Source organism: Streptomyces cyaneofuscatus (assembly GCF_042718795.1).
GTDB lineage: Bacteria > Actinomycetota > Actinomycetes > Streptomycetales > Streptomycetaceae > Streptomyces > Streptomyces cyaneofuscatus_A.
Genome location: NZ_JBHXOX010000004.1, coordinates 155,151 through 167,977, shown reverse-complemented (window position 1 = coordinate 167,977; position 12,827 = coordinate 155,151). Strand labels below are relative to the sequence as shown.

General features: G+C 71.8%; 10 protein-coding genes. 7 read left to right on the top strand and 3 right to left on the bottom strand.

Annotated elements, in window-relative coordinates; translation table 11 throughout:
• Positions 1 to 50 precede the first annotated feature (50 nt).
• The 6 genes from upp to ACFWRT_RS05430 all read left to right on the top strand — a co-directional run bounded on the left by upp (position 51) and on the right by ACFWRT_RS05430 (position 7,783).
• A complete protein-coding gene (upp, locus tag ACFWRT_RS05455) occupies positions 51 to 695 on the top strand; it encodes a uracil phosphoribosyltransferase (protein ID WP_380950726.1) in 645 nt (214 codons plus the stop codon).
• A complete protein-coding gene (locus tag ACFWRT_RS05450) occupies positions 692 to 1,726 on the top strand; it encodes an EamA family transporter (protein ID WP_380950727.1) in 1,035 nt (344 codons plus the stop codon). Before upp ends, ACFWRT_RS05450 begins: the two co-directional genes overlap by 4 nt.
• On the top strand, positions 1,723 to 2,385 hold the full coding sequence (locus ACFWRT_RS05445; RefSeq protein ID WP_380950728.1) for an HAD family hydrolase: 663 nt from the start codon (positions 1,723 to 1,725) through the stop codon (positions 2,383 to 2,385). Before ACFWRT_RS05450 ends, ACFWRT_RS05445 begins: the two co-directional genes overlap by 4 nt.
• A 270-nt stretch (positions 2,386 to 2,655) precedes the next feature.
• A complete protein-coding gene (locus tag ACFWRT_RS05440) occupies positions 2,656 to 6,492 on the top strand; it encodes an amino acid adenylation domain-containing protein (protein WP_380950729.1) in 3,837 nt (1,278 codons plus the stop codon).
• 98 nt (positions 6,493 to 6,590) lie between these two features.
• Positions 6,591 to 6,845 carry a tautomerase family protein gene (locus ACFWRT_RS05435; protein ID WP_380950730.1) on the top strand — a complete coding sequence of 85 codons (255 nt, stop codon included), beginning with the start codon at positions 6,591 to 6,593 and terminating at the stop codon, positions 6,843 to 6,845.
• Positions 6,842 to 7,783 carry a pseudouridine-5'-phosphate glycosidase gene (locus ACFWRT_RS05430; protein ID WP_380950731.1) on the top strand — a complete coding sequence of 314 codons (942 nt, stop codon included), beginning with the start codon at positions 6,842 to 6,844 and terminating at the stop codon, positions 7,781 to 7,783. The genes ACFWRT_RS05435 and ACFWRT_RS05430 overlap by 4 nt, the downstream gene beginning before the upstream one ends.
• Positions 7,784 to 7,972: 189 nt before the next feature.
• Here the strand turns inward: ACFWRT_RS05430 and ACFWRT_RS05425 are convergent, their stop codons facing one another.
• On the bottom strand, positions 7,973 to 9,415 hold the full coding sequence (locus tag ACFWRT_RS05425) for a DUF445 domain-containing protein (protein ID WP_380950732.1): 1,443 nt from the start codon (positions 9,413 to 9,415) through the stop codon (positions 7,973 to 7,975).
• 169 nt (positions 9,416 to 9,584) lie between these two features.
• On the opposite strand from ACFWRT_RS05425, the gene ACFWRT_RS05420 reads away from it, so the two are divergent.
• Positions 9,585 to 10,826: an SGNH/GDSL hydrolase family protein gene (locus tag ACFWRT_RS05420; protein WP_380950733.1), complete on the top strand. Its 1,242-nt coding sequence runs from the start codon at positions 9,585 to 9,587 to the stop codon at positions 10,824 to 10,826.
• A gap of 142 nt (positions 10,827 to 10,968) precedes the next feature.
• Here ACFWRT_RS05420 and ACFWRT_RS05415 read toward each other — a convergent pair whose 3' ends face one another.
• Entirely contained in the window at positions 10,969 to 11,685 is a 717-nt protein-coding gene (locus ACFWRT_RS05415) for a DUF1707 SHOCT-like domain-containing protein (RefSeq protein ID WP_380950857.1), read from the bottom strand.
• Positions 11,686 to 11,813: 128 nt separating this feature from the next.
• Positions 11,814 to 12,824 carry an ABC transporter ATP-binding protein gene (locus ACFWRT_RS05410; protein ID WP_380950858.1) on the bottom strand — a complete coding sequence of 337 codons (1,011 nt, stop codon included), beginning with the start codon at positions 12,822 to 12,824 and terminating at the stop codon, positions 11,814 to 11,816.
• Between the last annotated feature and the right edge of the window lie 3 nt (positions 12,825 to 12,827).

Below are 12,827 nucleotides of genomic sequence, written 5' to 3'. Positions count from 1 at the left end.
TGTTCGCCGTTCCATCTTCCATGGGGGTCGTCGTGATTTCTGCCCGAAATATGTTACTGCTGCCACAGACGAACCAGTTACGCGCGCTGCACACCGTCATACGCGACAAGAACGCGTCGGCCAGAGACTTCGAGGTCTACTCCCGGAGAATCATCCGGCTGCTGCTGGAGGCGGGCCTCGATCTGCTTCCCTTCGAGAAGCGCGAGGTCACCACGCCGGTCGGCGAGACCTACCACGGGCTCCAATTCACTCCGCGCGTCTGCGGGGTCTCGGTGGTCCGCGCCGGGGAGAGCATGGAGGCGGAGCTGCGGGACATGGTCCCCGGCATCCGTATCGGAAAAATCCTGATCCAGCGGGACAAGCGGACGAAGCAGCCCGAGCTGTTCTACAAACACCTCCCCGATGACATCGGCTCGAGTCACGTACTGCTGCTGGAACCCATGCTGGCCACCGGGGGATCAGCCCTCGCCGCCCTGGACGTGCTGCGCGACGCCGGAGTTCCGGAGGAGAACATCGTTCTGATCAACTTCCTGGCCTCCCCCACGGGACTGGAGCGGGTCAGCCACGCCGCCCCGGACATGAAGATCGTGACCTCCTCGGTGGAGGACGGAATGAACGAGCACGCGTTCATGGTTCCCGGAATCGGCGACTTCGGGGACAGGTTCTTCGGTACCGTTCCCACGGTCGCCTCATGAGGCAGCGTGCCGGGCTCGACTCCGCACTCACCGTCCTGGCCCCGGTCGTCTGGGGCAGCACCTATCTGGTGACGACGCAGTTCCTTCCGCCGGACCGGCCGCTTCTCGCCGCCGCCGTGCGCGCCCTGCCGGGCGGGCTGATCCTCACGCTGGCGGGGAGGAGACTTCCGCAGGGCCACTGGTGGTGGCGCATCCTGGTGCTGGGAGCCCTGAACATCGGGGTCTTCTTCTACCTGCTCTTCGTCGCCGCCTACCACCTGCCCGGCGGTGTCGCCGCGCTGGTCGGCTCCATCCAGCCGGTCTTCGTCCTCCTGCTGTCCGCGCTGCTGCTGCGCGAGGTGGTCCAAGGCCGGCAGGTGGGCGCCTGTGTGCTCGGTACCGCCGGGGTGGGCATGCTCGTCCTGGGGCCGGAGGCCGGACTCGACGCGATCGGGGTGGCCGCCGGTCTGGGTGGCGCCGCGTGCATGGCGTCGGGCATCGTCCTGACCAAGCGCTGGGGCCGCCCCCCAGGGGTGGGACTGCTCACCTTCACCGGGTGGCAACTGGCCGTGGGCGGCCTGCTCATCGCTCCGGTGGCGCTGGCTGCGGAAGGTCTTCCCGAGCGGCTGACCTGGTCGAATGTCGCCGGGTTCGGCTACCTCAGCCTCATCGGCGCCCTGCTCGCCTACGCCGTCTGGTTCCGCGGCATCGAGCGGCTGCCCGCCCTGACGGTGTCGCTGCTCGGCTTCGCCAGCCCGCTCGCCGCCACCGTCCTCGGCTTCCTCTTCCTCCAACAGGGCCTGACACCCGTCCAGGGCGCCGGAGCCATCGCCGTGATCGGCGCGGTCCTGCTGGCCCAGCGCTCCAGCGCGCGGAAGCCCCTGGAGCCGGACCCACCGATGGAGACGGCCGGGACGGGCACGGAGACTCCCACCGCCGCCGGACCCGCCCACCCGGCACCACCTTCGCCGCAAGCCGGTAACCGATCGGCCGCGCGTTCCTCCCGGCCGATCGCAGAGAGCCGGCAGACCACGGAAAGGGAGCAGTCGTGACGCGGCCGGTCCTGTTCGACCTCGACGGAACCCTCGTCGACACCCCGAACGCCATCGTCGAGAACTTCACCGCCACCCTCGCCGAACTGGGCGTTCCGGCCGCCTCCCCCGAGGAGATCCGGTCCACCATCGGGCTGCCGCTGGAGAAGGCGTTCACCCAGCTCATCGGCGTCTCCGCACCCGCGGCCACCGTCGACGCGGCCGTGCCGTGCTACCAGCGGCTGTACCGCGAGCTGATCGTGCCGAAGGCGCAGTCGCTGCTGTACCCCGGAGTCGTCGACGGTCTGGCCAGGCTGTCCGACGCCGGGCTGCTCCTCGCCATCGCCACCAGCAAGCACACCGCCAGTGCCGAAGTGCTGCTGACGGCGGCGGGCATCCGGGACCGGTTCGCCATGGTCGTCGGCGCGGACGCCGTCACGGAGCCGAAGCCGGCGCCGGAGACCGGCCTGCTCATCGCGGCCGAGCTGGGCCACCCCGCCGACCGGGCCATCATGGTCGGCGACACGACGCACGACATCTCCATGGCGCACAACGCCGGCATGCGCAGTGTGGCGGTCACCTACGGCATCCACTCGGCCGATCAACTGGCCTCCGTACGGCCCACCTGGACGGTCCCGGACTTCCCCGCCGTCGTCGAAGTGATCCTCCGCGCCGACTAGCCGCGCGCAGCCGCGGCGCCACACGCGTCCGCCATCACCCCTCACCCCCGGGCCGGGGGTGGCCAGCCCTTTCCCCCGGCCCGCCCTTCGACCAGCCCCGGCCGACCGGCCGATGGGCCATGCCCTGATACCGCCCCGCCGGTCCCAGGGCACAACAGGACTGACTTCACCCATGAGTTCACCTGCACGATCAGCACCAGCCGGCGTCGGCACACCCGGCCGACGCGGCCGTATCCATCGCAGATCACACTTCCCGGGGGATCTTCAGAGATGAGCACCAGCACGTCGGTACCCGCCGTACTCCAGCAACGCGCCTCCCTGCCGGAGCTGTTGCGCCACCAGGCCCGTGAACGGGGTGACGACATCGCCGTGATATCGGCCGAGGGCCGCCTCACCTTCGCGGAACTCCACTCCGCCGCCGTGCGGATGGGCTCCCACCTGGCCGGCGCCGGTGTCTCGCCCGACACCTGCGTCGGACTCTTCGTGGAGCCCTCCGCCGAACTGGTGACGGGCGTGTGGGGCATCCTCACCGCGGGCGCGGCCTATCTGCCGCTCTCGCCCGACTACCCCGACTCCCGGCTCCGCTACATGGCGGCCGACGCGGGTGTCGGCGTGGTCGTCACCCAGAGCCACCTGCGCGGCAGGCTGCACGGCCTGGTTCCCGCGGGCACCCTGGTCGTCACCGTGGACGAGGCCACGGCCACCGGTTCCTCATACCCTCTTCCCGAGCCCCGGGAGGACCACCTCGCCTACGTCATCCACACCTCCGGCAGCACGGGCAGCCCCAAGGGCGTGATGATCGAACAGCGCGGCGTGGTGGCGCAGTTACGGTGGCTGGAGCGCAGCGGCTACCTCGGCCCGGCGGTCTCCATCCTGCAGAAGACACCCATCAGCTTCGACGCGGCGCAGTGGGAGGTCCTCGCCTGCGCGGCGGGGGCCCGGGTGGTCATGAGCCCGCCGGGATCGTTCCGCGACCCCCAGGCCATCATCGACGCGATCCACACGTACGGCGTCACCGCCCTCCAGGGCGTACCCACCCTGCTGCGGGCTCTCGTCGACAGCGGCGAGCTCGACACCTGCTCCACACTGACCCGGATCTTCTCGGGCGGCGAGGCCCTCACCCGGGCCCTCGCGCAGGAGCTGTTCCGCACCCTTCCGGGCGTCTCGCTCGTCAACCTCTACGGCCCGACCGAGGCCACCATCAACGCGACGTCCCTCCACGTCTCCCCCGACACCCTCGACGACGAGGACCTCCACATCCTGCCCATCGGCAGACCGGCGGACGGCGTCACCTGCCACATCCTGGACGAGAACCTCCGCCCCGCCGGCACCGGGCGGAGCGGGGAGCTGTTCATCGGCGGGGTCCAGGTGGCCCGCGGCTACGCCGGACGGCCGGAGGTCACCCGGGAGCGCTTCATCACCTCCCCGTTCGACCCGGCCGAGCGCCTGTACCGCACGGGCGACCTCGCCCGGTGGCGGGCGGACGGCACGATCCAGTACGAGGGCCGCACCGACAACCAGGTCAAACTCCGCGGCTACCGCGTCGAGTTGGAAGAAGTCGCCTCACGGGTCGAGGAGCACACGTGGGTGCGCAGGGCCGCCGCGGTGGTCACCGACAACCCCAGGACCGGCTCCCAGGTCCTGGTGGCCGCCGTCGAACTCAACGAACACACGGCGGCGGTGATGGACCAGGGGCGCTCCGACGCCGGGCACCACCAGTCCAAGTCCTCCAAGCTCCAGGTGAAGGCCCAGCTCGCCGACCCCGGACTGCGGGAGCCGGCCGGACTGGCGGGCCGGCCCGTCGTCCCGCTGGCCGGAGCCGAGGCGACGGCGGAGCAGCGGCGGGCCGCCTTCGCCCGCAAGTCGTACCGGTTCTACGAGGGGGGACGGGCCACCGTCGAGGGGCTCAGCGCCCTGCTCACCCCACCCCCGCCCCCCGCCACCGCCGCCGCGCGCGAGCCGGGTGAGCTCACCGCCGGGGAGCTCGGCTCCCTCCTCCGCTGGCTCGGTCCGCACCGCAGCCCCGACCGGCTGCTGCCGAAGTACGCCTACGCCTCACCCGGAGCCCTGTACGCCACCCAGCTGTACCTGGAGATCGACGGCGTGGCCGGGCTGTCGGGCGTCTACTACCACCACCCCGTCGACCACACCCTCGTACGCGTCGGGGACCACCCGGCCCCCGGCCGCACCACCGAGTTGAAGATCCACTTCCTGGGCAGGCGGAGGGCCATCGAGCCCGTCTACAAGAACAACATCGTCGAGGTGCTCGAGTTCGAGGCCGGGCACATGCTCGGGGTCCTGGAGGAGGTGCTGCCCGGCCTGGGCCTCATGGTCCGCCCGCACGGCTTCGTCCCGGACGCCGCGGCGCGGCTCGATGTCGCGGCGGAGGACCACTACCTGGGCACGTTCGCGGTGGTCCCGCACGACGGCCTGCCCCGCCCCGAGGAGGTGGAACTGTTCGTCCAGGCGCACGGCGACCGCGTCGACGGACTGCCCGGCGGCCTCTACCGCCACCAGGACGGCATGCTGGTCCGGCTCGGGGACGAGGTGGTGGAGCGGCGCCACGTCATCGCGATCAACCAGGGCGTGTACGACCGGGCCTCCTTCGGCGTCAGCGCCGTCTCGCGGACGGCCGACGACTGGCGGCGTTACATGGTGCTCGGAACCCTGCTGCACCGCCTCCAGCGCGTTCCGGGCGTGGGGCTGATGTCGGCCGGGTACTCCTCGCGGACCGGTCACCCGCTGCCGGCCGCCCAGCGCCTGGACGACCTGCTGGACCGGGCGGCGGTCCCGGCCGCGCCGGCCTCGTACTTCTTCGTGGGCGGCCCGGTGTCCGCGGAACAGGCCGCACACACGGGCATGAACGAGGACGCCGTACACACCAGGGGGCCGGCGGAGATGATCCGCGACGACGCCGCCCAGTTCCTCCCCGACTACATGGTCCCGGCGCGGGTGGTCGTGGTGGACCGGCTGCCGGTCACCGCCAACGGCAAGACGGACCTCAAGGCCACCGCCCTCCTGCCCGAGGTGGCCGCCGGCCGGAACACCGCCCCGCACGTCGAGCCGGCGACGCCCACCGAGCGGTGGCTGGCCGGGGAGTGGGGCCGCCTCCTCGGCTACGAAGAGGTCTCCACCAGGGACGAGTTCTTCGCCTCGGGCGGCAACTCCCTGCACTCCGTGGCGCTGGTGAACAGGATCAACAGACGGTTCGGGACCCGGCTCCCGCTCCAGACGGTGTTCGAGGCACCGACCCTGGCCGAGCTGGCGGCACGCGTGGAGGACCGCGCGGCGGCGCCCGCCTCCAGGCTGTTGCGCCTCAACACCGACGGCGCCCCGGCCCAGGTCTTCGTCTGGCCCGGCCTGGGCGGATACCCCATGAACCTGCGTACGCTCGCCCTGGGCTTCGACGGCGAACGCTCGGTGGCGGGGATACAGGCGTACGGCATCAACACCGGCGAGACCCCCCACGCCACCATCCGGCAGATGGCGGAGGCGGACATCGCCGAGATACGCCGCGTCCGGCCCACCGGGCCGTACACCCTCTGGGGCTACTCCTTCGGCGCCCGGGTCGCCTTCGAGGCCGCCTGGCAACTGGAGCAGGCGGGCGAGAAGGTGGAGAACCTGCTGCTGATCTGCCCGGGCAATCCGCACGTCCGGACGCAGGAAGGCCGGCGGTGGGGCCGTGAGGCCTCGTTCGCCAACCCGGTCTACGTGACCATCCTCCACTCCGTCTTCGCGGGGACCACCCACGGGCCCGCCGTGGAGGCCTGCCTGCGGGAGGCCACCGACGAGGACTCCTTCGTCGCGTTCGTGCACCGCCGGATGCCCGCGCTCAGCGAGGGGACGATCCGCCGCATCACCCAAGTGGTCTCTGCTACCTATGAGTTCGAGTACTCCTTCCGCGAACTGCGGGAGCGCAGGGTCGAGGCCCCGGTGACCATCTTCAAGGCACGCGGGGACGACTACTCGTTCCTGGAGGACAGCTCCGGCTACTCGGCCGAGCCGCCCCGGGTGACCACCCTCACGGGCGACCACTACGAGGTGCTGAAAGAGCGAGGCGTCGCGGAACTGATCGCCGGAATACGAGCCTTGGACGTCTTCGCGTAAGCCCCGCAACCAGAGCCGGAGCCGGAACCGGAGCCGGAACCGGAGCCGGAGCCGGAGCCGGACAGAGACCGAGACCGAGACCGAGAGGAACCCGCCACGTGCCGCACGTCAGCATCCAGCACTTCAGCCGTACGTTCACCGAGGCCGAGAAGGCCGACCTGGTCGAAGCCCTGACCGAGACGATCACCCGGGTCTTCGGCACCGGGGCGGAGGCGGTGTCCATCGCCGTGGAGCCGGTCGACCCGTCCCGGTGGACCGAGGAGGTCTGGCAACCGCAGATCGAGGCCCGCCCGCACCTGCTGTGGAAGCAGCCCGGATACACCCCGAACACCACCACCGAAGGAACCCGATGAGCCACGCGGCATCCCCCATCCCGGTCGTCCACTCCGAAGAGGTCCGCGAGGCCCTGCACGAGGGCCGCCCGGTCGTCGCCCTGGAGTCCAACGTCATCACGCACGGCCTGGCCTACCCGGACAACGCGGAGACCGCGCACAAGGTGGAGGCGGCCGTCCGCAAGGGCGGCGCCGTCCCGGCCACGATCTGCCTGGACGGCGGCGCGATCAGGGTCGGCATGAGCGACGACGACATCGAACGCTTCGCCTCCGAACAGGGCATCCCGAAGGTCTCCAGCCGCGACCTGCCGGTCGTCCTGGCCCGGGGCGGACGGGGCGCCACCACCGTCGCCTCCTCCCTGGTCGCCGCCGAGCTCGCCGGGATCCCCTTCTTCGCCTCGGCCGGCCTCGGCGGGGTCCACCGGGGCGCGCAGACGACGATGGACGTCTCATCGGACCTGATCCAGCTGACCCGGTCCAAGGTGGCGGTCGTCTGCGCGGGCGCCAAGATGATCCTCGACCTGAAGCTGACCATGGAGTACCTGGAGACCCAGTGCGTCCCGGTGATCTCCACCGGCTCCGACGACTTCCCGGCCTTCTACTGCGCCTCCAGCGGGGTGCGCTCCCCGCACCGGGTGGACGACGACGACCTGCTGGCCCGGATCGTGGCCACCCACTGGGCGGCCGGCCACCCCGGCTCGGTGGTCATCACCACACCCCCGCGCCCCGAGGACGCGGTGGACTCCGCCGAGGCGGAGCAGGCGATCACCGAGGCGCTCGCCCAGGCCGAGCAGGACGGGGTGAGCGGCCAGGGTCTCACCAAGTACCTGATGCGTGCCGTCGACCGGACGACCGGAGGCCGGACCGCCCAGGCCAACATGGCGGTCCTCATCTCCACCGCCGAGACCGGGGGCAGGCTGGCCGCCGCCTACGCCCGGCACGTGAACACCGGTTCCTGACCGGGCTCCGGGGCGACGTCTGAAAAAGGCCGCGGCGCGTTGAACACGGGGGCCGCCGCGCCCGTACCACCGGGCAACTCCCCCGTGTAAGCCGGGTGCGTACCCGTACGACAGGACGGGTACGCACCCGGAACCCCGGGCTCCGAAAGGCACCGGGAGCCGGAGTCGAGGTCGGGGCCGGGGCCGGGGTCAGCCGCCCAGCGCCCGCGACACCGTGTGGATCGCCAGGCCCGCCAGCGCTCCGACCACCGTGCCGTTGATGCGGATGAACTGCAGGTCACGGCCGATGTGCGCCTCGATCTTCTTCGACGTCTGATCCGCGTCCCAGCTCGCCACCGTCTCGCTGATCAGCGAGGTGATCTCGGCCCGGTACCGGGTGACCACGTAAACCGCCGCGTCCTCCAGCCAGCCGTCGACCTTGCGCTGGAGCCGCTCGTCACCCGCCAGCTTGGCGCCCAGCGACATCAGCGACGCCCGGGCCCGCAGGCGGAGTTCGCTGCGCTCGTCCTCGGCCGCCGCGAGGATCATCGTACGGACGGAGGACCAGGCGGAGGCGATGACGTCCTGCACCTCGCCGCGGCCCAGGATCTCCGACTTCAGCCGCTCCACCCGGGCCCGGGTGTCGGCGTCGCTCTGGAGGTCGGCCGCGAAGTCGGTGAGGAACGTGTCGATGGAGCCGCGGGCCGGGTGGCCCGGCATGTCCCGCATCTCCGTGACGAACCGCAGCAGTTCCTTGTAGACCCGCTCGCCCACCCGCTTGTCCACGAAGCGCGGGGTCCAGCCCGGCGCCCCGCCCTGCACCGCGTCCATCACCGAGTCGCCGTGCTCCACCAGCCAGTCGTGCGCCCGTACGCAGATGAGGTCGACGACCTTGCGGTGGCCGCCGTCCTCCACGACCCGCTCCAGCATCTTGCCGAGACCGGGGCCGACCTCCGCCGCGTTGGCCCGCCGGGTGATGGCCTCGCCGACGACCGCCTGGACGTCGGAGTCCCGCAGCACGGTCAGCGCGCCGCGCAGCGCCGTCGCCAACTCGGCGGTCACCCGGTCGGCGTGGGCGGGCTCCGAAAGCCACGCACCGACCCTCCGGCCGACCCCCAGAGCGTGAATTCGGTCACGAATGACGTCTCCGGAGAGAAAGTTTTCGCCAACGAAGGAACCGAGGGACTGTCCTAGCTGATCCTTCTTGGTGGGGATGATGGCGGTGTGAGGGATGGGCAGGCCGAGCGGGCGCCGGAAGAGCGCCGTCACGGCGAACCAGTCCGCCAGCGCGCCCACCATCCCCGCCTCGGCAGCCGCTGCGACGTAGCCCGGCCAGCCCTTCACACCTGAGTGCTCCGCCCAGGTGGCCAGGACGTAGACCAGCGCGACGAGCAGAAGGAGGCCGGTCGCCGTGAGCTTCATGCGCCGCACGCCGCGCTGCTTCTCCTCGTCGGCCGCGGTGTACGCGAACGAGGCCAACGGGCCTGGGCTCGGCGATGCGCCCGCCCCGCCCCCGGGGGCGCCCGACGCCCCCGGGGCCGGTCCCAGCTCCTTACGGGCCCCGGTCCGCGTCCCGGACCCGCCTTCCCCGGGGTCCGGCTCCTGCCCTGGCTGCTGCACCGCGTCCTGCTCTCCGGAACCGGTCGGTCCCATGCGCTCCACCCGTCCCACCCATCCCACCCGTTCCAGCCGTCCGCGTACGCCTCGCCCCCGCGACGTACGCATTGTCCCTACTTCCCCTACTCCCGGGCCGCACGTCGAGTTCCCCGCGGCCTGTCGCATCATGGGACCAGCACGATCATCACAAGGAGAACCACCGCACATGCCCAGGCGCCAGGGGTACGCCCTGCTCATCGCCCTACTGGCGGGCACCGCCGTACTCGCCGCAGCCACCGTCCTCGGTACGACGCTCCTCTCCGGCCACCGGCAGGCCCCGGCTCCCCCCGCCGAGACGCACGCGGCGGCCCGCAACCCCGTCGCGCCCGCCAACGTCGGCGGGAACTGGATCGCCACCTGGACCACAGCACCCGTCGGCCCGGAGCCGAACACCGGCAACGGCTTCCCCGGCAGCACCATCCGTAACGTCGTGCACACCAGCGTCGGCGGGAACGCGGCCCGCATCACGCTCTCCAACCTCTTCGGCACCGTCCCGCTCCTCGTCGACCGGGCCACCGTCAACACCCGCCCGGTGACCTTCGACGGCGCCTCCTCCATCACCATCGCGCCGGGCGCGCAGGTCGTCAGCGACCCGGTCGTCGTGCCGGTCGCACCCGACTCCGACCTGGAGGTCAGCCTCCGCACCCCGCGCCCGGGCGGGCCGGTCACGCACCACCCGAACAGCCACCAGACGTCCTACCGGGCCGACAGCCGCGGCACCTGGTCCACCACCACCTGGCGCTACCTGACCGCCGTGGACGTCCACAACAAGTCCGCACCCGGCACCATCGTGGTCCTCGGGGACTCCCTCACCGCGGGCAGCGGCTCCACCACCGACGCCAACACCCGCTGGCCCGACGTCCTCGCGGACCGGCTGGGCAGCCGCTACGGGGTCGCCAACGGGGGCATCGCGGGCAACCGGCTCCTCATCCAGGGCCCGGCGGGCCAGGCCGGTCTCGTCCGGTACGAGCGCGACGCGCTCTCGGTCGCCGGGGTGCGCACCGTGATCGTGGCCATCGGCATCAACGACATTCAGCAGGCCCCGCAGGAGACCGACGCCGGGCGCATCGTGGCCGGCCTGCGCGCCCTCGCCGACCAGGCGCGGGCCCGCGGTCTCACGGTCGTCGGCGCGACCCTGACCCCGTTCGAGGGCTACCGCACCTGGACGCCCGAGCGCAACGCCGTACGACTCGCGGTCAACGAGCAGATCCGGACGGGCACCGTCTTCGACGCGTACGTCGACTTCGACGAGGTCGTCCGCGACCCCGCCGCCCCGAACCGGCTCCTCGCGGCCTACGACTCCGGCGACCGCGTCCACTTCAACGACGCCGGGTACCGGGCACTGGGCGAGCGGATCGACCTGCGGTCCCTGGAGCGGGCCGGCACGCCGGAGTCCGACGAGCTCTGAGGGTGCGGGAACGGGGGCAGGGACGGGGGGTGACGTACGGAGACGGGCAGGCCGGGCCGGCGAGCTGACTCGGCCCGGGTCCTCGGGGCCGGGCAGGCGGCCGGCTCCGCCCGGGTCCCCGCAGCCGGGCAGGCCGCCCGGCTCAGCCCAGCTCCTTGCGGCCGCCGCCTCCCGGCCCCGGGTCCGGGCCGTCCAGCCGCTGCCGTTCGCGGACCGCCCGTTCGGCCTCCCCGGCCTCCTTCAGGCGGCGGCGCTCCGCCTTCGTCCGCTTGCGCTCCACCCCGACGCCGCCCATCAGCGCCAGACCCGTGATCCGTACCCGCGGGGCCTCCGGCAGAGTCTCCCCGTCCTCGTTCGGGCCCTCGCCGAAACCGCCCATGATGCCGACGCCCCGGACGTCCACGTTCAGCTCCGGCGGGGCCGTCACATGGATGCCGCCCATGATCGCGATGCAGCGGATGACGACGTCGCGGTCCTCGAAGTCCGCCTCGCGCAGGTCGATCTCGCCGCCGCCCCACAGCGCGAACGCCGTGAACTTCCGGGCCACCGTCCAGCGGCCCTTCCGGTTGAAGCCGCCCCACAGGGCGAACCCGCCCGTGGAGGTGGCCGTGCCACCGATCCGGGCGGGCCAGTTCGCGGCGGAGCCCCGCAGCGGGGCGGGCGCCGACGAGCCCACCGGGGCCACCGCCGTGCCGGGTGCCGGGAGATCCTGGACGAGCGGCTCCAACTCCCCGTGCGTACGGGCCGTGTAGGCCGTTTCGAGGCGCTGCTCGAACTCGTCCATCTCCAGCCGGCCCTCGGCCACGGCCTCCCTCAGCAACTCGGCGATCCGCTCACGTTCCGCATCGGAGGCACGCATGTCCGGCCGTTCACTTGTCATACCACGCACCCTATTGAACGCACCCGGTCCCGGCACAGACGTGCAGGCCCCCGACCTGCACGCGCCGGCTCACCCGGCCCCCCTCGCGTAACCCCTCGCATACCCCCTCACGGCGCCGCCGCCTCGTACATCCGCGCGATCACGGCCTCGATGTCCGGCTCCCGCACCGACAGGTCCATCAGCGGGTACTCCGCCGCGATCCGCGCCACCAGCGGGGCGGCCGACGCCGAGGCGGGGAAGGCCAGCCACTGGCGCGGGCCCTCCACCCTGACCGCCCGCACCACCAGGCCCGGCCCCTGCGACTCCAGCTCGATCGGCGGGAGTTCGCGCTCCAGGTCCACCACGAGCATCCGCTCGCTCTCCCCCACCTCATGGAGACCGGCGAGCGAGCCGTCGTACATCAGCCGACCGTGGTCGATCACCATCACCCGGCGGCAGAGCTGCTCGATGTCGGTCAGGTCGTGCGTCGTCAGCAGGACGGTGGTCCCGCGCTCGGCGTTCAACTCCTTGAGGAACTGCCGCACCTTGGCCTTGGAGATCACATCGAGCCCGATCGTCGGCTCGTCCAGGTAGAGCACCTCCGGATCGTGCAGAAGGGCCGCCGCGATGTCGCCGCGCATCCGCTGCCCCAGGGAGAGTTGGCGCACTGGCACCTCCAACAGATCGCCCAGGTCGAGGAGTTCGACACACCGGTCCAGGTTCTCCCGGTAACGCCGGTCCGGGATGCGGTACATGCGGTGCATCAGCCGGTACGAGTCACGCAGCGGCAGGTCCCACCAGAGGGTCGTCCGCTGGCCGAAGACCACACCGATGCGGTGGGCGAGCCGCGTACGCTCCCGGGACGGATCGATCCCCGCCACGCGCAGGCTGCCGCCGCTCGGGGTGAGGATGCCCGTCAGCATCTTGATCGTGGTCGACTTGCCGGCCCCGTTCGGGCCGATGTAGCCGACCATCTCGCCGCGCGCGACCTGGAAGCTGATGCCGTCCACGGCCCGCACCTCATGCCGCTCGCGGCGCAGCAGACCGGCCTTGCGGCGGACCTGGAAGACCTTCTCGACGCCGTCGAGGGTGATGAAGCCGTCACCGCCCGCGCCCTGTTGTGTGACCCCGTCCACCATGCC